22 protein-coding genes are annotated in these 23,574 nt (G+C 70.1%); 20 read left to right on the top strand and 2 right to left on the bottom strand.

The genetic code is table 11. The annotated features are described in order from the left end of the window. Nucleotides 1-54: 54 nt before the first annotated feature. From pgsA to EOT10_RS14140, 15 genes are all read left to right on the top strand, one after another. The gene (gene pgsA / locus EOT10_RS14070) at nt 55-729 is read left to right on the top strand and encodes a phosphatidylinositol phosphate synthase (RefSeq protein ID WP_127828500.1); all 675 of its coding nucleotides are present in this window, start codon (nt 55-57) and stop codon (nt 727-729) included. After that, on the top strand, nt 726-1,631 hold the full coding sequence (locus tag EOT10_RS14075; protein ID WP_127828501.1) for a phosphatidylinositol mannoside acyltransferase: 906 nt from the start codon (nt 726-728) through the stop codon (nt 1,629-1,631). The genes pgsA and EOT10_RS14075 overlap by 4 nt, the downstream gene beginning before the upstream one ends. Next, the gene (locus EOT10_RS14080) at nt 1,628-2,788 is read left to right on the top strand and encodes a glycosyltransferase family 4 protein (protein ID WP_127828502.1); all 1,161 of its coding nucleotides are present in this window, start codon (nt 1,628-1,630) and stop codon (nt 2,786-2,788) included. Before EOT10_RS14075 ends, EOT10_RS14080 begins: the two co-directional genes overlap by 4 nt. Before the next feature lie 623 nt (nt 2,789-3,411). Further along, nucleotides 3,412-3,957, top strand: coding sequence for a LemA family protein (locus tag EOT10_RS14085; RefSeq protein ID WP_127828503.1), 546 nt, complete (start codon nt 3,412-3,414; stop codon nt 3,955-3,957). 133 nt (nt 3,958-4,090) lie between these two features. Further along, nucleotides 4,091-4,996 (top strand): pyridoxal 5'-phosphate synthase lyase subunit PdxS, encoded by a 906-nt coding sequence (gene pdxS, locus EOT10_RS14090; protein ID WP_100597001.1) that lies wholly within the window; start codon nt 4,091-4,093, stop codon nt 4,994-4,996. Further along, nucleotides 4,996-5,601, top strand: coding sequence for a pyridoxal 5'-phosphate synthase glutaminase subunit PdxT (pdxT, locus tag EOT10_RS14095; protein ID WP_127828505.1), 606 nt, complete (start codon nt 4,996-4,998; stop codon nt 5,599-5,601). Before pdxS ends, pdxT begins: the two co-directional genes overlap by 1 nt. A 74-nt stretch (nt 5,602-5,675) precedes the next feature. Further along, nucleotides 5,676-6,428, top strand: a complete 753-nt coding sequence (locus EOT10_RS14100) for a YebC/PmpR family DNA-binding transcriptional regulator (RefSeq protein WP_127828506.1) — start codon at nt 5,676-5,678, stop codon at nt 6,426-6,428. A 104-nt stretch (nt 6,429-6,532) separates the two neighbouring features. After that, on the top strand, nt 6,533-7,108 hold the full coding sequence (gene ruvC, locus EOT10_RS14105) for a crossover junction endodeoxyribonuclease RuvC (RefSeq protein WP_127828507.1): 576 nt from the start codon (nt 6,533-6,535) through the stop codon (nt 7,106-7,108). After that, entirely contained in the window at nt 7,105-7,713 is a 609-nt protein-coding gene (gene ruvA / locus EOT10_RS14110) for a Holliday junction branch migration protein RuvA (RefSeq protein ID WP_127828508.1), read from the top strand. The genes ruvC and ruvA overlap by 4 nt, the downstream gene beginning before the upstream one ends. A gap of 28 nt (nt 7,714-7,741) precedes the next feature. Further along, a complete protein-coding gene (ruvB, locus tag EOT10_RS14115) occupies nt 7,742-8,839 on the top strand; it encodes a Holliday junction branch migration DNA helicase RuvB (RefSeq protein ID WP_127828509.1) in 1,098 nt (365 codons plus the stop codon). A 166-nt stretch (nt 8,840-9,005) separates the two neighbouring features. Beyond that, a complete protein-coding gene (yajC, locus tag EOT10_RS14120; RefSeq protein ID WP_127828510.1) occupies nt 9,006-9,488 on the top strand; it encodes a preprotein translocase subunit YajC in 483 nt (160 codons plus the stop codon). Nucleotides 9,489-9,626: 138 nt separating this feature from the next. Continuing rightward, nucleotides 9,627-11,411 (top strand): protein translocase subunit SecD, encoded by a 1,785-nt coding sequence (gene secD / locus EOT10_RS14125; RefSeq protein ID WP_127828511.1) that lies wholly within the window; start codon nt 9,627-9,629, stop codon nt 11,409-11,411. A gap of 1 nt (nt 11,412) precedes the next feature. Then, nucleotides 11,413-12,531 carry a protein translocase subunit SecF gene (secF, locus tag EOT10_RS14130; RefSeq protein ID WP_127828512.1) on the top strand — a complete coding sequence of 373 codons (1,119 nt, stop codon included), beginning with the start codon at nt 11,413-11,415 and terminating at the stop codon, nt 12,529-12,531. Continuing rightward, nucleotides 12,528-13,076 carry an adenine phosphoribosyltransferase gene (locus EOT10_RS14135; RefSeq protein ID WP_127828513.1) on the top strand — a complete coding sequence of 183 codons (549 nt, stop codon included), beginning with the start codon at nt 12,528-12,530 and terminating at the stop codon, nt 13,074-13,076. Before secF ends, EOT10_RS14135 begins: the two co-directional genes overlap by 4 nt. Nucleotides 13,077-13,243: 167 nt before the next feature. After that, nucleotides 13,244-15,838 carry a RelA/SpoT family protein gene (locus EOT10_RS14140; RefSeq protein ID WP_127828514.1) on the top strand — a complete coding sequence of 865 codons (2,595 nt, stop codon included), beginning with the start codon at nt 13,244-13,246 and terminating at the stop codon, nt 15,836-15,838. Nucleotides 15,839-16,016: 178 nt separating this feature from the next. Here EOT10_RS14140 and EOT10_RS14145 read toward each other — a convergent pair whose 3' ends face one another. Beyond that, nucleotides 16,017-17,249 carry a DUF349 domain-containing protein gene (locus EOT10_RS14145; protein ID WP_127828515.1) on the bottom strand — a complete coding sequence of 411 codons (1,233 nt, stop codon included), beginning with the start codon at nt 17,247-17,249 and terminating at the stop codon, nt 16,017-16,019. 134 nt (nt 17,250-17,383) lie between these two features. Then, entirely contained in the window at nt 17,384-18,202 is an 819-nt protein-coding gene (locus EOT10_RS14150; protein WP_127828516.1) for a peptidylprolyl isomerase, read from the bottom strand. Nucleotides 18,203-18,363: 161 nt separating this feature from the next. Here EOT10_RS14150 and EOT10_RS14155 point away from each other — a divergent pair, with 161 nt between their 5' ends. The 5 genes from EOT10_RS14155 (at nt 18,364) to rpsD (ending at nt 23,552) form a co-directional block, all read left to right on the top strand. After that, nucleotides 18,364-19,074, top strand: a complete 711-nt coding sequence (locus EOT10_RS14155; RefSeq protein ID WP_127828517.1) for an MBL fold metallo-hydrolase — start codon at nt 18,364-18,366, stop codon at nt 19,072-19,074. 12 nt (nt 19,075-19,086) lie between these two features. After that, the gene (hisS, locus tag EOT10_RS14160; protein ID WP_127828518.1) at nt 19,087-20,349 is read left to right on the top strand and encodes a histidine--tRNA ligase; all 1,263 of its coding nucleotides are present in this window, start codon (nt 19,087-19,089) and stop codon (nt 20,347-20,349) included. A gap of 142 nt (nt 20,350-20,491) precedes the next feature. Then, nucleotides 20,492-21,130, top strand: a complete 639-nt coding sequence (locus EOT10_RS14165) for a vitamin K epoxide reductase family protein (protein ID WP_127828519.1) — start codon at nt 20,492-20,494, stop codon at nt 21,128-21,130. Nucleotides 21,131-21,188: 58 nt separating this feature from the next. Next, nucleotides 21,189-22,547 (top strand): replication-associated recombination protein A, encoded by a 1,359-nt coding sequence (locus EOT10_RS14170; protein WP_127828520.1) that lies wholly within the window; start codon nt 21,189-21,191, stop codon nt 22,545-22,547. 390 nt (nt 22,548-22,937) lie between these two features. Continuing rightward, complete coding sequence (gene rpsD / locus EOT10_RS14175; RefSeq protein ID WP_100597404.1) at nt 22,938-23,552, top strand: 30S ribosomal protein S4; 615 nt, start codon at nt 22,938-22,940, stop codon at nt 23,550-23,552. Nucleotides 23,553-23,574: the final 22 nt, after the last annotated feature.

Below are 23,574 nucleotides of genomic sequence, written 5' to 3' on the forward strand. Positions count from 1 at the left end.
TGGGCCAGCCGGTGGCCAGAAGGGCCGCGCGGCCATCCGACCCTCGGGAAGGCCATGCTGAACAAGTACGCGCGTGCATTCTTCACGCGTGTCCTCACGCCGTTCGCCGCGTTTCTCATCCGCCGCGGGGTCAGCCCCGACGCGGTCACGCTCCTCGGCACGGCCGGGGTCGTGGCGGGCGCGCTGGTCTTCTTCCCCCGCGGGGAGTTCTTCTGGGGCACGATCGTCATCACGCTGTTCGTCTTCTCGGACCTCGTGGACGGCAACATGGCACGCCAGCTCGGCCGCACGAGCCGCTGGGGCGCCTTCCTCGACTCCACCCTCGACCGCGTCGCCGACGGCGCGATCTTCGGTGGCCTCGCCCTCTGGTACGCGGGCTCCGGCGACGACAACATGCTGTGCGCCGTCTCCATCTTCTGTCTCGGGAGCGGCCAGGTCGTGTCGTACACCAAGGCCCGCGGCGAGGCCATCGGCCTGCCCGTGGCGGTCAACGGCCTGGTGGAGCGCGCCGAGCGGCTCGTGATCACCCTGGTCGCCGCCGGCCTCGCGGGGCTGCACGCGTTCGGCGTGCCCGGCATCCAGGTCCTGCTGCCGATCGCCCTGTGGGCTGTCGCGGTGGGCAGCCTCGTGACGCTGATCCAGCGGATGGTGACCGTCCGCAGGGAGTCGGCCGAGGCCGACGCGGCGGCTCCCACGTCGCCGTCCCAGGAGAGCGGGACCGCCTCGTGAGCGACGCCCGTGAGCGACTGACCGACGCGCTCTACGGAGCGGGCTGGAGCACGGTCAAGAAGCTCCCCGAACCCGTCGCGACCCGCCTGGGCCGCACCATCGCGGACATCGCGTGGAAGAAGCGCGGCAAGAGCGTCCTGCGCCTGGAGTCCAACCTCGCGCGCGTGGTGCCCGACGCGTCCCCGGAGCGACTGAAGCAGCTCTCCAGGGCGGGCATGCGCTCCTACCTGCGGTACTGGATGGAGTCGTTCCGGCTGCCGTCCTGGAGCCCGGAGCGCGTCAGGAACGGCTTCGACGTCGACGACGTGCACCACCTCACCGACGGTCTCGCCGCCGGCAAGGGCGTCATCCTCGCCCTGCCCCACCTCGCCAACTGGGACCTCGCGGGCGCCTGGGTCACCACCAAACTGGAGACCCCCTTCACGACGGTCGCCGAGCGGCTCAAGCCCGAGACTCTGTACGACCGTTTCGTGGCCTACCGCGAGAGCCTCGGCATGGAGGTCCTGCCGCACGAGGGCGGATCCGCCTTCGGCACGCTCGCACGCCGGCTGCGCGCCGGCGGCCTGGTCTGCCTCGTCGCCGACCGCGATCTGTCCGAGTCCGGCGTCGAGGTGAAGTTCTTCGGCGACACCGCCCGCATGCCCGCGGGCCCGGCGATCCTCGCCCAGCAGACCGGCGCCCTGCTCCTCCCCGTCACCCTCTGGTACGACGACTCGCCCGTCATGCGCGGACGCATTCACCCGCCCGTCGAGGTGCCCGGGACAGGTACCCGCGCCGAGAAGACGTCTGTCATGGCACAGGCGCTGGCCGACGCCTTCGCCGCAGGGATCGCCGACCACCCGGAGGACTGGCACATGCTGCAGCGCTTGTGGCTCGCGGACCTGGAGGAGCGACGACCGTGAAGATCGGCATCGTCTGCCCCTACTCCTGGGACGTGCCGGGCGGCGTCCAGTTCCACATCCGCGACCTCGCGGAGCACCTCATCGCCCTCGGACACGAGGTGTCCGTCCTCGCGCCCGCCGACGACGAGACCCCCCTTCCGCCGTACGTCGTCTCGGCGGGCCGCGCGGTCCCCGTGCCGTACAACGGCTCGGTCGCCCGGCTCAACTTCGGCTTCCTGAGCGCCGCGCGCGTGCGGCGCTGGCTGCACGACGGCACGTTCGACGTGATCCACATCCACGAGCCGGCCTCGCCGTCGCTCGGGCTGCTCGCCTGCTGGGCCGCGCAGGGGCCGATCGTCGCCACCTTCCACACGTCCAACCCGCGCTCCCGCGCCATGATCGCCGCGTACCCGATCCTCCAGCCCGCCCTGGAGAAGATCAGCGCGCGGATCGCGGTCAGCGAGTACGCGCGGCGCACGCTCGTGGAGCACCTGGGCGGTGACGCCGTCGTCATCCCGAACGGCGTCGACGTGGACTTCTTCGCCCGCGCCGAGCCCAAGGCCGCGTGGCAGGGAGACACCGTCGGTTTCATCGGGCGGATCGACGAGCCCCGCAAGGGTCTGCCCGTCCTGATGAAGGCCCTGCCGAGGATCCTCGCCGAGCGGCCCGGGACCCGGCTCCTCGTGGCCGGGCGCGGCGACGAGGAGGAGGCCGTGGAGAGCCTGCCCGCCGAGATGCGCGACCGGGTCGAGTTCCTCGGCATGGTCAGCGACGAGAACAAGGCCCGCTTCCTGCGCAGCGTCGACCTGTACGTGGCGCCGAACACCGGCGGCGAGAGCTTCGGCATCATCCTCGTCGAGGCCATGTCGGCGGGCGCGCCCGTCCTGGCCTCCGACCTCGACGCCTTCGCCCAGGTCCTCGACCAGGGCGGCGCGGGCGAGCTGTTCGCCAACGAGGACGCGGACGCCCTGGCCGAGTCGGCGATCCGGCTCCTCGGCGACGCGGACCGGCGCGCGGAGCTGCGCGAGCGCGGGAGCAAGCACGTGCGGCGCTTCGACTGGTCGACGGTGGGCGCGGACATCCTGTCGGTGTACGAGACGGTGACCACGGGCGCCGCCGCCGTCGCGACCGACGAACGCAGCGGCCTGCGGGCCCGGTTCGGACTCGCCCGCGACTGACCCGACGCACGGGCGGGGCGGCGCGAGCACGCGAGACGGCTCGCCGCTCGTCCTGTACGCAGGTGAGCGCCACCGTGCCGTACGCAGGGACGGCCAGCGTGCGGTCTGCGACTGACCGTCACCGTGCTGTACGCGGCTGACGGCTACCGTGCCGTACGCGACTGACCGTCACCGTGCTGTACGCGGCTGACGGCCAGCGTGCCGTACAACAGGTGACGGCTACCGTGCCGCACTCGGCTGGCCACCACCCGTACGCGGCTGACCGCCACTGTCCCGTGCGTGGGTGACGGCCACCGTCTCGTACGCGGCTGACGGTCACCGTGCCGTGCGCGGGTGACGGCCACCGTCTCGTACGCGTCTGACGGTCACTGTCCCGTGCGTGGGTGACGGCCACCGTCTCGTACGCGGCTGACGGTCACCGTGCCGTGCGCGGGTGACGGCCACCGTCCCGTGCGCGGCTGACCGTCAGCGTGCCGTACGCGGCTGACCGCCACCGTCCCGTACGCAGGTGACCGCCAGCGTGCAATGCGCGGCTGACGGTCACCGTGCCGTGCGTGGCTGGCCGCCACCCTCCCGTACGCGGCTGACCGCCACCGAAACGCGCGGCTGTAGCCTTTGGGCCCGTGACCTCCACTTTGATCTGGATCGCGGTCTTCCTCTTCGCGGTCGGCCTCTACCTGAGCTGGACCGCCGGCCGCCTCGACCGGCTGCACGCCCGGATCGACGCGGCCCGCGCCGCCCTGGACGCCCAACTGCTGCGCCGCGCCTCGGTGGCACAGGAGTTGGCCACCTCCGGAGTGCTCGATCCCGCCGCCTCGATCGTCCTGTACGAGGCCGCGCACGCGGCACGGCAGGCCGAGGAGGACCACCGTGAGGTCGCCGAGAGCGAGCTGAGCCAGGCGCTGCGGGCCGTCCTGGGAGAGGCCGGGCAGATGGAGGCGGTGCGCGCCGCCCCGGGCGGCCCCGACGCGGTCGAGGAGCTCGCCCAGGCCGTCCGCAGGGTGCCGATGGCCCGGCGCTTCCACAACGACGCCGTACGGGCCGCACGGGCCCTCAGGCGGCACCGCAAGGTGCGCTGGTTCCGCCTCGCGGGCCACGCGCCGTTCCCGCTGGCCTTCGAGATGGACGACGAGCCGCCCGTGGCGCTCGCCGACCGGCCGACCACGTAGCAGGGTGACGGCGGGGCCGGGGGCGTTCGCGAAGAATGAGCCACCGGTCGCACATTGGCCCTTGATGTGGACTGGTCCCCGGAAGTTTCATCTGGGGAGTAGCAACCCCCCTTTCCATCGAGTGAGGTCATCCGTGTCCAGCACCCCCCAGTTCGTCGAAACCACCGGCACCGCGCGCGTGAAGCGAGGCATGGCCGAGCAGCTCAAGGGCGGCGTGATCATGGACGTGGTCAACGCCGAGCAGGCGAAGATCGCGGAGGACGCCGGCGCGGTGGCCGTCATGGCGCTGGAGCGGGTGCCCGCCGACATCCGTAAGGACGGCGGCGTGGCCCGGATGTCGGACCCGAACATGATCGAGGAGATCATCGAGGCCGTCTCCATCCCGGTCATGGCCAAGTCCCGGATCGGCCACTTCGTGGAGGCCCAGGTCCTGCAGTCGCTCGGCGTCGACTACATCGACGAGTCCGAGGTGCTGACCCCGGCCGACGAGGTCAACCACAGCGACAAGTTCGCCTTCACGACCCCGTTCGTGTGTGGCGCCACCAACCTGGGCGAGGCCCTGCGCCGCATCGCCGAGGGTGCGGCCATGATCCGCTCGAAGGGCGAGGCCGGCACGGGCAACGTCGTCGAGGCCGTCCGCCACCTGCGCCAGATCAAGAACGAGATCGCCAAGCTGCGCGGCTTCGACAACAACGAGCTGTACGCCGCCGCCAAGGAGCTCCGCGCCCCCTACGAGCTCGTCAAGGAGGTCTCCGAGCTCGGCAAGCTGCCGGTCGTGCTGTTCTCCGCCGGTGGCGTCGCCACGCCCGCCGACGCCGCCCTGATGCGCCAGCTCGGCGCCGAGGGTGTCTTCGTCGGCTCCGGCATCTTCAAGTCCGGCGACCCGGCCAAGCGCGCCGCCGCCATCGTGAAGGCCACCACCTTCTACGACGACCCGAAGATCATCGCGGACGCGTCCCGCAACCTGGGCGAGGCCATGGTCGGCATCAACTGCGACACCCTCCCCGAGACCGAGCGCTACGCGAACCGGGGCTGGTAATGACCTCTCCCGTAGTGGGCGTCCTCGCGCTCCAGGGCGACGTACGGGAGCACCTCGTCGCCCTGGCCACGGCGGACGCCGTGGCCAGGGCCGTGCGGCGGCCCGAGGAACTCGCCGAGGTGGACGGCATCGTCCTGCCCGGCGGGGAGTCGACCACCATCTCCAAACTGGCCGTCCTGTTCGGGCTCATGGAGCCCCTGCGCGCACGCGTGCGTGACGGACTGCCGGTGTACGGCACCTGCGCGGGCATGATCCTGCTCGCCGACAAGATCCTCGACCCGCGCTCGGGCCAGGAGACGGTCGGCGGGATCGACATGATCGTGCGCCGTAACGCCTTCGGACGTCAGAACGAGTCCTTCGAGGCGGCGGTCGACGTGCGCGGCGTGGAGGGCGACCCCGTGGAGGGTGTCTTCATCCGCGCGCCGTGGGTCGAGTCGGTGGGCGCCCGCGCCGAGGTGCTCGCGGAGTACGACGGCCACATCGTCGCCGTACGGCAGGACAACGCGCTGGCCACCTCCTTCCACCCCGAACTGACCGGCGACCACCGGATGCACGCGCTGTTCGTCGAGATGGTGCGGGCGCGGCAGGCGGCCGGGTCCTTGTAGGATCTCGTGGGGTCCCCCGGCCGTGACGCCAGGGGGAGTTTGTACTGGGTTGGTTACGCGAAGGAGACAGGCAGATGTCCGGCCACTCTAAATGGGCTACGACGAAGCACAAGAAGGCCGTGATCGACGCCAAGCGCGGCAAGCTCTTCGCGAAGATGATCAAGAACATCGAGGTCGCGGCCCGCACCGGCGGTGCCGACATCTCGGGTAACCCGACCCTCTTCGACGCCATCCAGAAGGCGAAGAAGAGCTCGGTCCCCAACAAGAACATCGACTCGGCGGTCAAGCGCGGCGCCGGCCTCGAGGCCGGTGGCGCCGACTACGAGACGATCATGTACGAGGGCTACGGTCCGAACGGCGTCGCGGTGCTCATCGAGTGCCTCACCGACAACCGCAACCGTGCCGCGTCCGACGTGCGTGTCGCCATGACCCGCAACGGCGGCAACATGGCCGACCCCGGTTCCGTCTCGTACCTGTTCAACCGCAAGGGCGTCGTGATCGTCCCCAAGGGTGAGCTGTCCGAGGACGACGTCCTCGGTGCCGTGCTCGACGCCGGTGCCGAAGAGGTCAACGACCTCGGTGAGTCCTTCGAGGTGCTCAGCGAGGCCACCGACCTGGTCGCGGTGCGCACCGCGCTCCAGGAGGCCGGCATCGACTACGACTCGGCCGACGCCAACTTCGTCCCGACCATGCAGGTCGAGCTCGACGAGGAGGGCGCCCGGAAGATCTTCAAGCTCATCGACGCGCTCGAGGACAGCGACGACGTGCAGAACGTCTTCGCCAACTTCGACGTGAGCGACGAGGTCATGGAGAAGGTCGACGCCTGACACGCAGGCAGCGGACGGGCCGACGGGACACACCCCGTCGGCCCGTCGCTTTGTCAGTGGCACCCGATAGCCTGCGCGAACAGGCTTGCGGAGAAGGGGGCGGGGTGCGCGTACTCGGTGTGGACCCGGGGTTGACCCGGTGCGGCGTCGGCGTGGTCGAAGGAGTCGCGGGGCGGCCCCTGACGATGCGCGGCGTCGGCGTCGTACGGACCCCGGCCGACGCCGAGCTCGGGCATCGGCTCGTCGCCATCGAGCAGGGCATCGAGCAGTGGCTCGACGAGTACCGGCCCGAATTCGTCGCCGTGGAGCGGGTGTTCAGCCAGCACAACGTGCGGACGGTGATGGGCACGGCCCAGGCCAGCGCGGTCGCCATGCTCTGCGCCAGCCGCCGCGGCATCCCCGTCGCCCTGCACACACCCAGCGAGGTCAAGGCCGCCGTCACCGGCAGCGGACGCGCCGACAAGGCGCAGGTCGGCGCCATGGTGACCCGCCTCCTGCGACTGGACGCACCCCCCAAGCCCGCCGACGCGGCCGACGCCCTCGCCCTCGCCATCTGCCACATCTGGCGCGCCCCCGCGCAGAACAGACTCCAGCAGGCCGTCGCGCAGAACCGCCTCCAGCAGGCCGCGGCCCTGCACGCGTCGAAACCAGCCACAGCACCGAAAGGCCGTACCGCATGATCGCCTTCGTCAGCGGCCCCGTGGCCGCCCTCGCTCCCGACACCGCGGTGGTCGAGGTCGGCGGCATCGGCATGGCCGTCCAGTGCACGCCGAACACCCTCTCCGGACTCCGCCTCGGCCAGCAGACCAAGCTGGCCACCTCCCTCGTCGTCCGCGAGGACTCCCTCACGCTCTACGGCTTCGCGGACGACGACGAGCGCCAGACCTTCGAGCTGCTCCAGACCGCCAGCGGCGTCGGACCCCGGCTCGCCCAGGCCATGCTCGCCGTGCACAGCCCCGACGCGCTGCGCCGCGCGGTCGCCTCCGGTGACGAGAAGTCGCTCACCGCCGTGCCCGGCATCGGCAAGAAGGGCGCCCAGAAGCTGCTCCTCGAACTCAAGGACCGGCTCGGCGCGCCCCTCGGCACCGGCACGGGCGTCGGCGCCCCTGTCACCAGCGGCTGGCGCGACCAGCTGCACGCCGCGCTCATCGGGCTCGGGTACGCCACCCGCGAGGCCGACGAGGCCATCGAGGCGGTCGCCCCGCAGGCCGCGGCGGAGGACGGCACGCCCCAGGTCGGCAAGCTCCTCAAGGCCGCGCTCCAGACGCTGAACCGCACCCGTTGATCCACGTAGACACCGCGAGGCACACCTCATGAACTGGGACGACACGACCGACGCGACACCCGACGCGGAACGGCTCGTCGGACCCCCCGGAGAACGCCTTGTGGGCTCCGCCGCCGACCGCGACGACCAGGCCGTCGAGGCCGCGCTGCGCCCCAAGGACCTGGGCGAGTTCATCGGCCAGGAGAAGGTGCGCGAACAGCTCGACCTGGTCCTGCGGGCGGCACGCGCGCGAGGCGCCACCGCCGACCACGTCCTGCTCTCCGGAGCGCCCGGTCTCGGCAAGACCACCCTCTCGATGATCATCGCGGCCGAGATGGGCGCCCCCATCCGCATCACCAGCGGCCCGGCCATCCAGCACGCGGGCGACCTGGCCGCGATCCTCTCCTCCCTCCAGGAGGGAGAGGTGCTGTTCCTCGACGAGATCCACCGCATGTCCCGCCCCGCCGAGGAGATGCTCTACATGGCGATGGAGGACTACCGGGTCGACGTGATCGTCGGCAAGGGCCCGGGCGCCACCGCCATCCCCCTGGAGCTGCCTCCCTTCACCCTCGTCGGCGCCACCACGCGCGCGGGCCTGCTGCCGCCGCCCCTGCGCGACCGCTTCGGCTTCACCGCGCACATGGAGTTCTATGAGCCGGCCGAGCTGGAGCGTGTCATCCACCGCTCCGCGAACCTCCTCGACGTGGAGATCGACCCGCACGGCGCCGCCGAGATCGCCGGCCGCTCCCGCGGCACGCCCCGTATCGCCAACCGGCTCCTGCGCCGCGTCCGTGACTACGCGCAGGTCAAGGCGGACGGGCACATCAACCGAGACATCGCCGGCGCCGCCCTCGCCGTCTACGAGGTCGACGGGCGCGGGCTCGACCGGCTCGACCGCGCCGTCCTCGAAGCGCTGCTCAAGCTCTTCGGCGGCGGACCGGTGGGCCTGTCGACCCTCGCGGTCGCCGTGGGGGAGGAGCGCGAGACGGTCGAAGAAGTGGCCGAACCCTTCCTCGTAAGGGAGGGGCTACTGGCCCGTACGCCGCGCGGCCGGGTCGCCACGCCCGCGGCCTGGGCGCACCTCGGCCTCACCCCGCCCCAGCAGACAAGGGGAACAAGCGGACAACAGGACCTCTTCGGGGCGTGATCGCGCAGGGTAGTCGCGAGGTCAGGAACCCCGGTGCCATGCTGAGCGTTGTTCCTTGCGTGCGGACTCGCCTAGACTCCGCCGATGCCGCCCTTGTGGACGGCGTGCCCACCCCCATCCAACAGGCCGCTTACGTGCGCGGTCGTGCGAAGGAAATTTCCGTCCCGTGAATATCGTGACCCTCCTCCCGTTCATCGTGCTCATCGGGGCCATGTTCCTGATGACCCGCTCCGCCAAGAAGAAGCAGCAGGCGGCAGGCCAGATGCGGGACCAGATGCAGCCCGGTTCCGGCGTCCGCACGATCGGGGGCATGTACGCCACCGTCAAGGAGGTCCACGACGAGATGGTCCTCCTGGAGGTGGCCCCCGGCGTCCACGCCGTCTACGCGAAGAACGCGATCGGCGCCGTCCTCGCCGACGACGAGTACAACCGCATCGTCCACGGCACCGAGAGTGACGACGACGCTGTCGACGGCGCCATCGTGCCGGACGACGCTTCCTCCCTCACCGAGACCGAAGAGACCGCCGACGAGTCCGACGACTCGCGCATCGACCTCGGCAAGAAGGACGAGGCTGCCACCACTGACGCAGCCCCCGAGGCCGACGGCGCCGAGCCGAAGAAGACCGACGGCGAGTCCGACGCGAAGTAGTCACGCCCCCAGGACCGGGCGCGCCCGCTCGCGCGCCGCGGCCCTGGACGTGTGATTTCCGCACGGATTCTCGACACCATTTCATGGCCGTCCGGGCACGTACCCCGCTGCGGACGGATGGAGAGGGAGAACGAGAAGGTGGCAGCACCCAAGAAGGGCCGAAGTCACGGCGCCCAGTCGAGGCCGGGACGTGTCCTGGCCTTCATCCTGATCGCGATGGTGGCACTGACCGGCGGGATGTTCCTGTCCGGCCACAAGACGCCGCGCCTGGGCATCGACCTCGCCGGTGGTACGAGCATCACGCTCAAGGCGAAGAGCGAGCCGGGTCAGAAGAACGCGGTCAACCAGACCAACATGAACACGGCCGTGAGCATCATCGAGCGCCGCGTCAACGGACTGGGTGTCACCGAGTCCGAGGTCCAGACCCAGGGCTCCGACAACATCATCGTCAACATCCCCAAGGGGACGAACGAGGCGCAGGCGCGCCAGCAGGTCGGCACGACCGCCCAGCTCTACTTCCGCCCCGTGATCACCGTGGCCGCCGGCCAGCCCACGCCCAAGCCCTCCGCCAGCTCGTCGAGCGGCACCGGCAAGGACAAGGCGACCGGCAACGCCACGGACAAGGCCACCGACGGCGGCAAGGGCAAGGCGTCCGCCACCCCGACGCCCACGCCCACCTCGTCCGCCACCTCCCAGGGCCGTGCGGTCACCGACGCCCTGAAGGCCGGCCCCAGCCCGACGCCGAGCGCCACTGCCTCCGCGAGCGGCAAGCCCACCCCCGCCGCCAGCCCCACCCCGGACGCGGCCACCGCCGCACTGCAGAAGAAGTTCACGGAGCTCGACTGCACCGACAAGGCGGCCCGCACCACGGTCACCGCGGGCGTCCGGCCCCAGGACAACGCCGTGGCGTGCGGCAAGAACTCCGCCGGTCAGTGGGAGAAGTACGTCCTCGGCCCGGCCGAGGTGAACGGCAAGGACGTCGACAAGGCGCAGGCCACGATCAACCAGCAGACCGGTGCCTGGGTCGTCAACATGGACTTCACGGGCAGCGGCTCGAAGAAGTTCTCGAAGATCACCAGCAAGCTCTCGCAGCAGCAGCCCCCGATGAACCAGTTCGCCATCGTCCTCGACGGTGACGTGGTCTCGGCCCCGAGCGTCAGCTCGACCCTGAGCGGCAGCGCGGAGATCTCCGGCAGCTTCAATCAGCAGTCCGCCCAGGACCTGGCCAACGTGCTGTCGTACGGCGCTCTCCCGCTCTCCTTCCAGGAGCAGAGCGTCACGACCGTCACCGCGGCCCTCGGTGGCGAGCAGCTGCACGCCGGTCTGATCGCCGGTGCCATCGGCCTCCTGCTGGTCGTCATCTACCTGGTGGTCTACTACCGCGGCCTGTCGCTGATCGCGCTCGCCTCGCTGCTCGTCTCCGCGATCCTGACCTACGTGATCATGACGCTCCTCGGCCCGGCCATCGGCTTCGCGCTGAACCTGCCGGCGGTCTGCGGTGCGATCGTGGCGATCGGTATCACGGCGGACTCGTTCATCGTGTTCTTCGAACGGATCAGGGACGAGATCCGCGAGGGCCGCTCCCTGCGGCCCTCCGTCGAGCGCGCCTGGCCGCGCGCCCGGCGCACGATCCTGGTCTCCGACTTCGTGTCGTTCCTCGCCGCGGCCGTGCTGTTCATCGTCACCGTCGGCAAGGTCCAGGGCTTCGCGTTCACGCTCGGCCTCACCACCGTGCTCGACGTGGTCGTCGTCTTCCTGTTCACCAAGCCCCTGATGACGATCCTGGCCCGCAAGAAGTTCTTCGCGAACGGACACCCGTGGTCCGGGCTCGACCCGAAGCGCCTCGGCGCCAAGCCGCCACTGCGCCGCACCCGCCGTGCCACCGGCCCCGCCGTTGGCCCTGTCGACCCGAAGGAGGCGTGAGATGTCGAAGCTCGGCCATCTCGGCGCCCGGCTCATCCGCGGTGAAGTCGGCTACGACTTCATCGGCAAGCGCAAGATCTGGTACGGCATCTCGATCCTGATCACCATCACGGCCATCGTCGGCCTGGCGGTGCGTGGTCTGAACATGGGCATCGAGTTCGAGGGCGGCGCGGTCTTCACCACCCCGAAGACCAGCGTCTCCGCGGGTACGGCGGAGCGGTCCGCGCAAGCGGCCTCCGGGCACGCCGTGATCGTCCAGAAGCTCGGCACGGGCGGCCTGCGCATCCAGATCTCCGGCGTGGACACCGCCAAGTCCGACCAGATCAAGGCCGACCTCGCCAAGGACCTGAGCGTCCCCGAGGCGAAGATCAACGCCGATCTCGTCGGACCCAGCTGGGGTCAGACGATCGCCAAGAAGGCATGGACCGGCCTGATCGTGTTCATGATCCTCGTGGTGATCTATCTGGCCATCGCCTTCGAGTGGCGGATGGCGATCGCGGCCCTGGTCGCGCTGATCCACGACATCACGATCACGGTCGGGATCTACGCCCTGGTCGGCTTCGAGGTCACCGTGGGCACGGTGATCGGTCTGCTGACCATCCTCGGATACTCGCTCTACGACACGGTCGTCGTGTTCGACTCCCTCAAGGAGCAGACCAAGGACATCACCAAGCAGACCCGCTTCACGTACAGCGAGGTCGCCAACCGGTCGATCAACGGCACTCTGGTGCGTTCGATCAACACCACGGTCGTCGCGCTGCTGCCGGTGGCGGGCCTGCTGTTCATCGGCGGCGGCTTCCTCGGCGCGGGCATGCTCAACGACATCTCGCTGTCGCTGTTCGTCGGCCTCGCGGCCGGCGCGTACTCGTCGATCTTCATCGCCACCCCGCTGGTCGCCGACCTCAAGGAGCGCGACCCGCAGATCAAGGCGCTGCGCAAGCGTGTACTCGCCAAGCGCGCGTCGGCGGCCGCCGACGGCCCGTCCGACGCCGCCCCGGCGGCCGGGGACGACTACGAGGACGGCGACCCGTCGGACGACGCCGCGGCGGTCGTCGGTCCGCGCCACCAGCCCGCGTCACGCAACCGCGGCCGTGGCCGCCCCTCGGGGAAGCGCCGATGACCGAGCTCACCGACGTCAGCACGCTGCTGCTCAGCCGCATCCGCGATGTGCCGGACTACCCGGAGCCGGGCGTGATGTTCAAGGACATCACCCCGCTCCTGGCGGACCCGGCGGCCTTCACGGCCCTCACGGACGCGCTCGCGCAGCTCTGCGTCGCGCAGGGTGCCACCAAGGTCGTCGGCCTGGAGGCGCGCGGGTTCATCCTGGGCGCCCCCGTCGCCGTCCGCGCGGGCCTCGGCTTCATCCCCGTACGCAAGGCCGGCAAGCTCCCCGGGGCGACGCTGAGCCAGTCGTACGACCTGGAGTACGGGTCGGCGGAGATCGAGGTGCACGCCGAGGACCTGGTCGCGGGTGACCGCGTCATGGTGATCGACGACGTCCTCGCCACCGGTGGCACGGCCGAGGCGTCGTTGCGGCTCATCCGGCGCGCGGGCGCCGAGGTCGCCGGTGTCGCCGTCCTGATGGAGCTGGGTTTCCTGGGCGGCCGTGAACGGCTGCTTCCCGCTCTTGACGGCGTACCGCTGGACGCGCTGCTCACGGTCTAACACCTGGTCACAGGCATGAAGGCGGGCCCGGAGGAATCCGGCGCCCGCCTTTCGTGTTTGCCCTGTTGAAGGCCGTCCCACGGACCGGAGGCGAGGGACGGGCCCAGTGTCGATACCATGGGCTCCCGGGACCTGAACGGGGGACCCGTCGCGCACGAGGAGCGCCGTTGCCAGACGAGGCCAAGCCACTCTCCCCCAGCGCCGAACGCCTGGGGGTAACCCCAGCCGCCAAGCCCGACCTCACGGCGGAGCAGGCAGCGGCGGGTGCTGCCGTCGTGCCCGCGAAGCCTGAGAAGAGCGGGCAGAGCGCCACCGGCACCCCGGCAGGCAAGGCGGCCGAACAGCCGCGCCCCAAGCCCCTCGCCGACAAGCCCCCCGCCGACAAGCCCCCGACACCGGGACCGCCGGCGGCCACCCCGGCTCCGACGCCGCCCGTGGTGCGGCCCGCCGCGGGGCAGCCCGCGCGCTCCGGTTCCTCGAACCGCGTCCGCGCCCGTCTCGCCCGTCTCGGCGTGCAGCGCTCGAACCCGTACAACCCCGTCCTCGAACCGCTGCTGCGGATAGTGCGCAGCAACGACCCGAAGATCGAGACGTCCACGCTCCGCCAGGTCGAGCGCGCCTACCAGGTCGCCGAGCGCTGGCACCGCGGTCAGAAGCGCAAGAGCGGCGACCCGTACATCACGCACCCGCTCGCCGTGACGACGATCCTCGCCGAGCTCGGCATGGACCCGGCGACGCTCATGGCGGGGCTCCTCCACGACACCGTCGAGGACACCGAGTACGGCCTCGACACCCTCAGGCGCGACTTCGGTGACCAGGTCGCCCTCCTCGTCGACGGCGTCACCAAGCTCGACAAGGTCAAGTTCGGTGAGGCCGCGCAGGCCGAGACCGTGCGCAAGATGGTCGTCGCCATGGCCAAGGACCCCCGCGTCCTGGTCATCAAGCTCGCCGACCGCCTGCACAACATGCGCACGATGCGCTACCTCAAGCGCGAGAAGCAGGAGAAGAAGGCCCGCGAGACGCTGGAGATCTACGCTCCGCTGGCGCACCGCCTGGGCATGAACACCATCAAGTGGGAGCTGGAGGACCTCGCCTTCGCGATCCTCTACCCCAAGATGTACGACGAGATCGTGCGTCTGGTGGCCGAGCGCGCGCCCAAGCGCGACGAGTACCTCGCCATAGTGACCGACGAGGTGCAGAGCGACCTGCGCGCCGCCCGCATCAAGGCGACCGTCACCGGCCGCCCGAAGCACTACTACAGCGTCTACCAGAAGATGATCGTCCGCGGCCGTGACTTCGCGGAGATCTACGACCTGGTGGGCATCCGTGTCCTTGTGGACACGGTCAGGGACTGTTACGCCGCTCTCGGCACCGTGCACGCGCGATGGAATCCGGTCCCCGGCCGGTTCAAGGACTACATCGCGATGCCCAAGTTCAACATGTACCAGTCGCTGCACACGACGGTCATCGGCCCCAACGGCAAGCCCGTCGAGCTGCAGATCCGCACGTTCGACATGCACCGCCGCGCCGAGTACGGCATCGCCGCGCACTGGAAGTACAAGCAGGAGGCCGTCGCCGGCACCTCCAAGGTGCGCTCGGACGCGCCGCGGACCACCGGCAAGGACGACCACCTCAACGACATGGCGTGGCTGCGCCAGCTGCTCGACTGGCAGAAGGAGACGGAGGACCCGGGCGAGTTCCTGGAGTCCCTGCGCTTCGACCTCTCGCGCAACGAGGTCTTCGTCTTCACGCCGAAGGGCGACGTCATAGCGCTCCCGGCGGGCGCGACCCCGGTCGACTTCTCGTACGCGGTCCATACCGAGGTCGGCCATCGCACCATAGGAGCGCGGGTCAACGGGCGGCTCGTCCCGCTCGAATCGACCCTGGACAACGGTGACCTGGTGGAGGTCTTCACCTCCAAGGCCGCAGGCGCGGGCCCGTCCCGTGACTGGCTGGGCTTCGTCAAGTCGCCGCGTGCGCGCAACAAGATCCGCGCCTGGTTCTCCAAGGAGCGCCGCGAAGAGGCGATCGAGCAGGGCAAGGACGCCATCGCGCGCGCCATGCGCAAGCAGAACCTGCCGATCCAGCGCATCCTGACGGGCGACTCCCTCGTCACACTCGCGCACGAGATGCGCTACCCCGACATCTCGTCCCTGTACGCGGCGATCGGCGAAGGCCACGTCACCGCGCAGAGCGTCGTCCAGAAGCTCGTGCAGGCCCTCGGGGGCGAGGAAGCGGCCAACGAGGACATCGCCGAGAGCGCGCCCCCCTCGCGCGGCCGCTCCAAGCGCCGGGCGAACGCCGACCCCGGCGTCGTCGTCAAGGGCGTCGAGGACGTCTGGGTCAAGCTGGCCCGCTGCTGCACGCCCGTGCCCGGCGACCCCATCATCGGGTTCGTCACGCGCGGCAGCGGCGTCTCCGTGCACCGCAGCGACTGTGTGAACGTGGAGTCGCTGTCCCGCGAGCCCGAGCGGATCCTCGAGGTCGAGTGGGCGCCCACGCAGTCCTCGGTCTTCCTCGTCGCCATACAGGTGGAGGCCCTGGACCGCTCGCGGCTCCTCTCGGACGTCACGAGGGTCCTGTCGGACCAGCACGTCAACATCCTGTCCGCGGCCGTCCAGACGTCCCGCGACCGGGTGGCCACCTCCCGCTTCACCTTCGAGATGGGCGACCCCAAACACCTGGGCCACGTCTTGAAGGCGGTCAGGGGAGTGGAGGGCGTCTACGACGTGTACCGGGTGACGTCGGCGCGGCGCCCCTGAACCCCGCGCTCCTGAGGGCTGCGCCCCGTAAGGGGCGCGGGGAACTGCGCGAGGACGCACCACAACCGGCACACGCGCGACAACGGAACTGAGCAGACGCCAAGGCGTAAAAAAAGTGGGGCCCGGACTTACCAAGTCCGGGCCCCACTCACATCCAGCTCAGCGCAGCGCGAAGCGTCTAGCCGCCGAACTCGTGCAGGCCCTTCAGCGCCTGGTCGAGCAGTGCCTGGCGGCCTTCGAGCTCACGCTCCAGCTTGTCGGCCCTCGCGTTGTTGCCCTGCGCGCGGGCCGTGTCGATCTGGCCCCGCAGCTTGTCGACCGCGGCCTGCAGCTGACCGGTGAGCCCCTCGGCACGCGCGCGTGCCTCCGGGTTCGTCCGGCGCCACTCGGCTTCCTCGGACTCCTGCACGGCCCGCTCCACGGCGTGCATACGGCCCTCGACCTTGGGACGCGCGTCGCGCGGCACATGGCCGATGGCCTCCCAGCGCTCGTTGATCGAGCGGAAGGCGGCACGGGCCGTCTTCAGGTCCCCGATCGGCAGGAGCTTCTCGGCCTCGTCGGCCAGCTCCTCCTTGAGCTTGAGGTTCTCGCCCTGCTCGGCGTCCCGCTCGGCGAAGACGGAGCTGCGCGCCGCGAAGAACACGTCCTGGGCGCCGCGGAAGCGGTTCCACAGGTCGTCCTCGTGCTCGCGCTGGGCGCGGCCCGCGGCCTTCCACTCCGTCATCAGCTCGCGGTACCGGGCGGCCGTGGCCCCCCAGTCCGTCGAGCCCGACAGGGCCTCCGCCTCGGCGACCAGCTTCTCCTTGGCCTGGCGGGCGTCCTCGCGCTGCGCGTCCAGCGACGCGAAGTGCGCCTTGCGGCGCTTCGAGAACGCCGAGCGCGCGTGCGAGAAGCGGTGCCACAGCTCGTCGTCCGACTTGCGGTCGAGCCGCGGCAGGCCCTTCCACGTGTCCACGAGCGCCCGCAGCCGCTCACCGGCCGCGCGCCACTGCTCGCTCTGGGCGAGCTCCTCCGCCTCGGTGACCAGGGCCTCCTTGGCGTGCCGCGCCTCGTCGGACTGCTTCGCCTTCTGGACCTTGCGCTCCTCGCGGCGCGACTCGACGGTCTCGACGAGCTTGTCCAGGCGCTTGCCCAGAGCCTCCAGATCACCCACGGCATGCGCATCTGTCACCTGCTCGCGCAGGTGCTCGATGGCGGTCGTGGCGTCCTTGGCCGACAGGTCGGTCGTCTGCACCCGGCGCTCGAGGAGCCCGATCTCGACGACGAGACCGTCGTACTTGCGCTTGAAGTAGGCAAGGGCCTCATCAGGAGAACCTGCCTGCCAAGAACCGACTTCACGCTCGCTGCCGTCGGCCGAACGCACGTACACGGTCCCCGTCTCGTCGACGCGGCCCCACGGGTCGCTGCTCACAGCGCCTCCTCCACATGATGCCCGCGAGGCGCCTTGGGGCCCCGGGCATCGTCCACAGTTTCGTCACGGCCAACATAGGCGACCGGCGGGGCGGCTGTCCGCATCCCGCGCGACCGAAATTTCACCGCGGGCGGTCAGGATTTCGTCACGGTCGCCTTGTTGATGACGACGGTGGCGTTCGGGGCGCCGTCGCCCTGGCCGGTGCTCTCACCAGCGGCGGCGATCTTCTTGAGCACCTTCATGCCGGAATCGGAAATGGTCCCGAACGGTGTGTAGCTCGGCGGCAACTGACTGTCCTGGTAGACGAGGAAGAACTGGCTGCCGCCGGTGTGCTTCTGGCCCGTGTTCGCCATCGCGACGGTGCCCGCCGGATACACGTTCCCCTTCAGGCTTTTGTCCTTCAGGTTCTCGTCCGGGATCGTGTAGCCCGGGCCGCCCGCGCCGGTGCCCTTCGGGTCGCCGCACTGCAGCACGTAGATGCCGTTGGTGGTGAGCCGGTGGCACTTGGTGTGGTCGAAGAAGCCCTTGCCGGCGAGGAAGGCGAAGGAGTTCACCGTGTGCGGGGCCTGCTTCGTCTTCAGGTCGACACCGATGTCGCCGCACGTCGTCGCCAGGTTCATCGTGTAGCCCGCCGACCTGTCGATGGTGAGCGCCGGCTCCTTCTTCCAGCTGAGCGACTTCGCCGTGCCCGCCGCGGGCTTCTCGCACGGGTCGGCGGCCTTGGACGCGGACGGGCTCGCGCTCGGCTTCGCGCCCGCGGAGTCCTTGGTGTCCTTGCCGTCGAAGGCCCCGGCCGCGAACGCGCCGGCGCCGCCCACCACGACCACGGCCAGCACCGACGCGATGACCGTGTTACGCATACGCGCCTTGCGCCGCGCCGACTCCCGCCGCTGCTGCTGCCGCAAGAACTTCTCCCGGGCGAGCTGCCGCCGCCGCTGATCGTTGCTGACCACCGGGTCTACTCCTCGTACGTCTCGTGACCTTGCCTGCGGGCCGTTGGTTGGTGCCCCGTACCGTATATGGGTTAGCTGTGGAATCGGCAGCGCCGGTAGGCTCTGATCTGCCGCATTCTTCTGCGGACACACTTCCGCCGGACGACATACGAAGGACGATCGTGCTGATTGCCGGGTTCCCCGCCGGGGCCTGGGGCACCAACTGTTACCTGGTTGCCCCCGCCGCGGGTGAGGAGTGCGTGATCATCGACCCCGGCCACCAGGCCACCCAGGGAGTCGAGGACGCGCTCAAGAAGCATCGGCTCAAGCCGGTCGCGGTCATCCTCACGCACGGCCACATCGACCACGTCGCCTCCGTCGTCCCCGTGTGCGGGGCCCATGACGTCCCGGCGTGGATCCACCCCTCCGACCGCTACATGATGACCGACCCGGAGAAGGCGCTCGGCCGCTCCATCGGCATGCCGCTGATGGGCGAGCTGACCGTGGGGGAGCCCGACGACGTGCGGGAGCTGACCGACGGCGCCGACCTGAAGCTGGCGGGCCTCGACCTGACCGTGTCGCACGCGCCCGGTCATACCAAGGGGTCGGTGGCGTTCCGGATGCCCGAGAGCGCGGACGTACCGTCCGTGTTCTTCTCCGGGGATCTGCTCTTCGCCGGCTCCATCGGACGCACCGATCTGCCCGGTGGCTCCATGGACGACATGCTCGAATCGCTGGCACGCGTGTGCCTGCCGCTCGACGACTCGACCGTGGTGCTCTCCGGGCACGGCTCCCAGACGACCATCGGCCAGGAGCGCGCCACCAACCCGTATCTGCGGCAGGTGGCCGCCGGCCAGGGATCCTCCTTCGAGGCTCCCCGACGAGGAATGTGACGAGAGACTTCCGTGAGCACCTTTCAGGCCCCCAAGGGCACGTACGACCTGCTTCCCCCCGACTCCGCGAAGTACCTCGCGGTGCGCGACGCCATCTCCACGCCCCTGAAGAACTCCGGCTACGGCTACGTCGAGACCCCCGGCTTCGAGAACGTCGAGCTGTTCGCGCGCGGTGTCGGTGAGTCGACGGACATCGTCACCAAGGAGATGTACGCCTTCGAGACCAAGGGCGGCGACAGGCTCGCCCTGCGCCCCGAGGGCACCGCGTCCGTGCTGCGCGCCGCCCTGGAGGCCAACCTCCACAAGGCCGGCAACCTGCCCGTCAAGCTCTGGTACTCGGGCTCGTACTACCGCTACGAGCGCCCCCAGAAGGGCCGCTACCGCCACTTCTCGCAGGTCGGCGCCGAGGCGATCGGCGCCGAGGACCCGGCCCTCGACGCCGAGCTGATCATCCTGGCCGACCAGGCGTACCGCTCCCTGGGCCTGCGCGACTTCCGCATCCTGCTGAACTCGCTGGGCGACAAGGAGTGCCGCCCCGTCTACCGCGCCGCGCTCCAGGACTTCCTGCGCGGCCTCGACCTCGACGAGGACACCCTGCGCCGCGCCGAGATCAACCCGCTGCGGGTCCTCGACGACAAGCGCCCCGAGGTCCAGAAGCAGCTCGTCGGCGCCCCCTCGCTGCGTGACTACCTGTGTGACGGCTGCAAGGCGTACCACGAGCAGGTCCGCGAGCTCCTGACCGCCGAGGGCGTCGCCTACGAGGACGACGAGAAGCTGGTCCGCGGCCTCGACTACTACACGCGCACAACCTTCGAGTTCGTGCACGACGGCCTCGGCTCGCAGTCCGCGGTGGGTGGCGGCGGCCGCTACGACGGCCTCTCCGAGATGATCGGCGGCCCCTCGCTGCCGTCCGTCGGCTGGGCGCTCGGCGTCGACCGCACGGTGCTCGCGCTCGAGGCCGAGGGCATCGAGCTCGACATCCCGGCCGGCACCAGCGTGTTCGCGGTGCCGCTCGGCGAGGAGGCGCGCCGCGTCCTCTTCGCCAAGGTCACCGAGCTGCGCAAGGCCGGCGTCGCCGCCGACTTCAGCTACGGCGGCAAGGGCCTCAAGGGCGCGATGAAGAACGCGAACCGCAGCGGCGCCCGCTTCACGATCGTCGCCGGCGAGCGGGACCTCGCCGAGGGCGTCGTGCAGCTGAAGGACATGGAGACGGGCGAGCAGGACGCGGTCGCGGTGGACGAGATCGTCGTCGTACTGAAGACGAAGCTGGCCTAGTCGACGTCCGACACTATTTGGGTAGGGTGCCTCAACTGCCGTGCGATGTACGGCAGTTGGGGCCTCTCCCGGAAGTCGGCGCACCATCTGCGGCACAATGAACCAGCCAGCGGGCCACCCCTACAAGTGACGGAACGGCGTGATGAGCGAGACGACCACGACTAGCGGCAGCGCCTCCACCGGCGACGGAGCGGGCACGTTCCGCAGCGAGGGCGGATCCCTCGGTCTCGCGCTGCTTCTGGTGATCACCGGTGCGGCGGGTCTGCTCGCGGCATGGGTCATCACGATCGACAAGTTCAAGCTCCTGGAGAACCCGAACTTCACGCCGGGCTGCAGCCTGAACCCGGTGGTGTCCTGCGGGAACATCATGAAGAGCGCGCAGGCCTCGGCCTTCGGGTTCCCCAATCCGATGCTGGGGCTCGCGGCCTACGCGGTCGTGATCTGCGTGGGGATGAGCCTGCTGGGCCGGGCCCGCTTCCCGCGCTGGCACTGGCTGACGTTCAACGCGGGCACGCTGTTCGGCGTCGGATTCTGCACGTGGCTCCAGTTCCAGTCGCTGTACCGGATCAACTCGCTGTGCCTGTGGTGCTGCCTCGCGTGGGTCGCCACGATCGTCATGTTCTGGTACGTGACGTCGTTCAACGTGCGCAAGGGATTCCTGCCCGCGCCGTCCTGGCTCCGTTCCTTCTTCGGCGAGTTCACATGGGTGCTGCCGGTCGTGCACGTCGGGATCATCGGGATGCTGATCCTGACGCGCTGGTGGGACTTCTGGACCAGCTGAGCCCGCTCGTCCGGCCGCCCGGGACGGATTGTCAGTGGGGTGACATAGGGTTTTCGACGTGGAGCCCGACCTGTTCACCGCCGCAGCCGAAGACCGCCAGGAAAAGGACCCGTCCAGCAGTCCCCTGGCCGTCCGGATGCGCCCGCGCACCCTCGACGAAGTCGTCGGCCAGCAGCACCTGCTGAAGCCGGGCTCACCCCTGCGCCGCCTCGTGGGGGAGGCCGGCGGCGGCCCCGCCGGCCCATCGTCGGTGATCCTCTGGGGCCCGCCCGGCATCGGCAAGACGACCCTCGCGTACGTCGTCTCCAAGGCGACGAACAAGCGCTTCGTGGAGCTCTCCGCGATCACCGCGGGCGTCAAGGAAGTACGGGCCGTCATCGACGGAGCGCGCCGCGCCCTCGGTGGCCACGGCAAGGAGACCGTCCTCTTCCTGGACGAGATCCACCGCTTCAGCAAGGCCCAGCAGGACTCCCTCCTGCCCGCCGTGGAGAACCGCTGGGTCACCCTGATCGCGGCGACCACGGAGAACCCGTACTTCTCGATCATCTCCCCGCTCCTGTCCCGCTCCCTGCTCCTCACCCTCGAATCCCTCACGGACGACGACCTGCGCGCCCTGCTCCGGCGGGCCCTCAGCGAGGAGCGCGGCCTCGGGGGCGCGGTCACGCTCCTGGGCGAGGCCGAGGACCACCTGCTGCGCATCGCGGGCGGCGACGCGCGCCGGGCGCTGACCGCACTGGAGGCGGGCGCGGGCTCGGCCCTCGCCAAGCAGGAGAAGGAGATCACCCTCCAGACCCTGGAGGAGTCCGTCGACCGTGCCGCGGTCAAGTACGACCGGGACGGCGACCAGCACTACGACGTCGCGAGCGCCCTCATCAAGTCCATCCGCGGCTCCGACGTGGACGCGGCGCTGCACTATCTGGCCCGCATGATCGAGGCAGGCGAGGACCCCCGCTTCATCGCCCGCCGCCTGATGATCTCCGCGAGCGAGGACATCGGCCTCGCCGACCCGACCGCGCTGCCCACGGCCGTCGCGGCGGCCCAGGCCGTGGCCATGATCGGCTTCCCGGAGGCCGCGCTCACCCTCAGCCACGCCACCATCGCCCTCGCGCTGGCCCCCAAGTCGAACTCGGCTACGACGGCGATCGGCGCCGCCATGGAAGACGTACGCAAGGGTCTTGCCGGCCCGGTCCCGGCCCACTTGCGTGATGGCCACTACAAGGGCGCGGCCAAGCTGGGCCACGCGCAGGGGTACGTGTATCCGCACGACGTTCCCGGCGGCATCGCGGCCCAGCAGTACGCGCCGGACGCGATTGCCGGGCGGCGGTACTACGAGCCGACTCGGTATGGGGGCGAGGCGCGGTACGCGGATGTGGTGGAGCGGGTACGGGAGCGGTTGCGGGGCGACAACGGGGGCTGAGTGCGCTAACCTCGGCCCGCGCTTCTTCAGGGCGCGTACCCCGGTCCGCGGCACCGTTCCGCAGCCTGTAAACTTTCCGGAGCGCTGCGTCTCGCGTCCGGCCTCGGCCGGCACCACCAGAGCGGGACATGCAGCCGGAGCCCCGGCGCCGTAAGGCATGGGGGATCCAGGAGCGTCGCGCACCGTCGATAGGTGTCGCGGGCAGCCCACCACCGTCCCGGACTCCGGGAAGCGGCCGGTGGGCCACTCGCGTGCTGCACGTATGTGCCCAGACCAGGGAGCGGCTGCCTGCCCGTCCGCGAGGACAAGGCGGGTTTCCCCGGCTGCGGATGCGACCTCCCTTAACCCTGGTGAAGCCGTATCCACACAGAACAATGAGGTGTTTGGTTCATGACGAACCAGTCCCGCCCCAAGGTCAAGAAGTCGCGTGCCCTCGGTATCGCGCTGACCCCGAAGGCCGTCAAGTACTTCGAGGCCCGCCCCTACCCGCCGGGCGAGCACGGCCGCGGCCGCAAGCAGAACTCGGACTACAAGGTCCGTCTGCTCGAGAAGCAGCGTCTGCGCGCGCAGTACGACGTGTCCGAGCGCCAGCTCGTCCGCGCCTACGAGCGTGCCGCCAAGACGCAGCTCAAGACCGGTGAGGCCCTGGTCATCGAGCTGGAGCGTCGTCTCGACGCCCTGGTTCTGCGTTCGGGCATCGCCCGCACGATCTACCAGGCCCGCCAGATGGTCGTTCACGGCCACATCGAGGTCAACGGTGGCAAGGTCGACAAGCCGTCGTACCGTGTCCGTCCCGACGACGTCGTGATGGTCCGCGAGCGCAGCCGCGAGAAGCCGCTGTTCCAGGTCGCGCGTGAGGGTGGCTTCGCCCCCGACGGCGAGATCCCGCGTTACCTCCAGGTCAACCTGAAGGCCCTGGCCTTCCGTCTGGACCGTGACCCGAACCGCAAGGAGATCCCCGTGATCTGCGACGAGCAGCTCGTCGTCGAGTACTACGCTCGCTGATCATTCAGCGGACGTAGCACCA

Origin of the sequence: Streptomyces antnestii, from assembly GCF_004005495.1 — a bacterium.
Classification (GTDB): domain Bacteria; phylum Actinomycetota; class Actinomycetes; order Streptomycetales; family Streptomycetaceae; genus Streptomyces; species Streptomyces antnestii.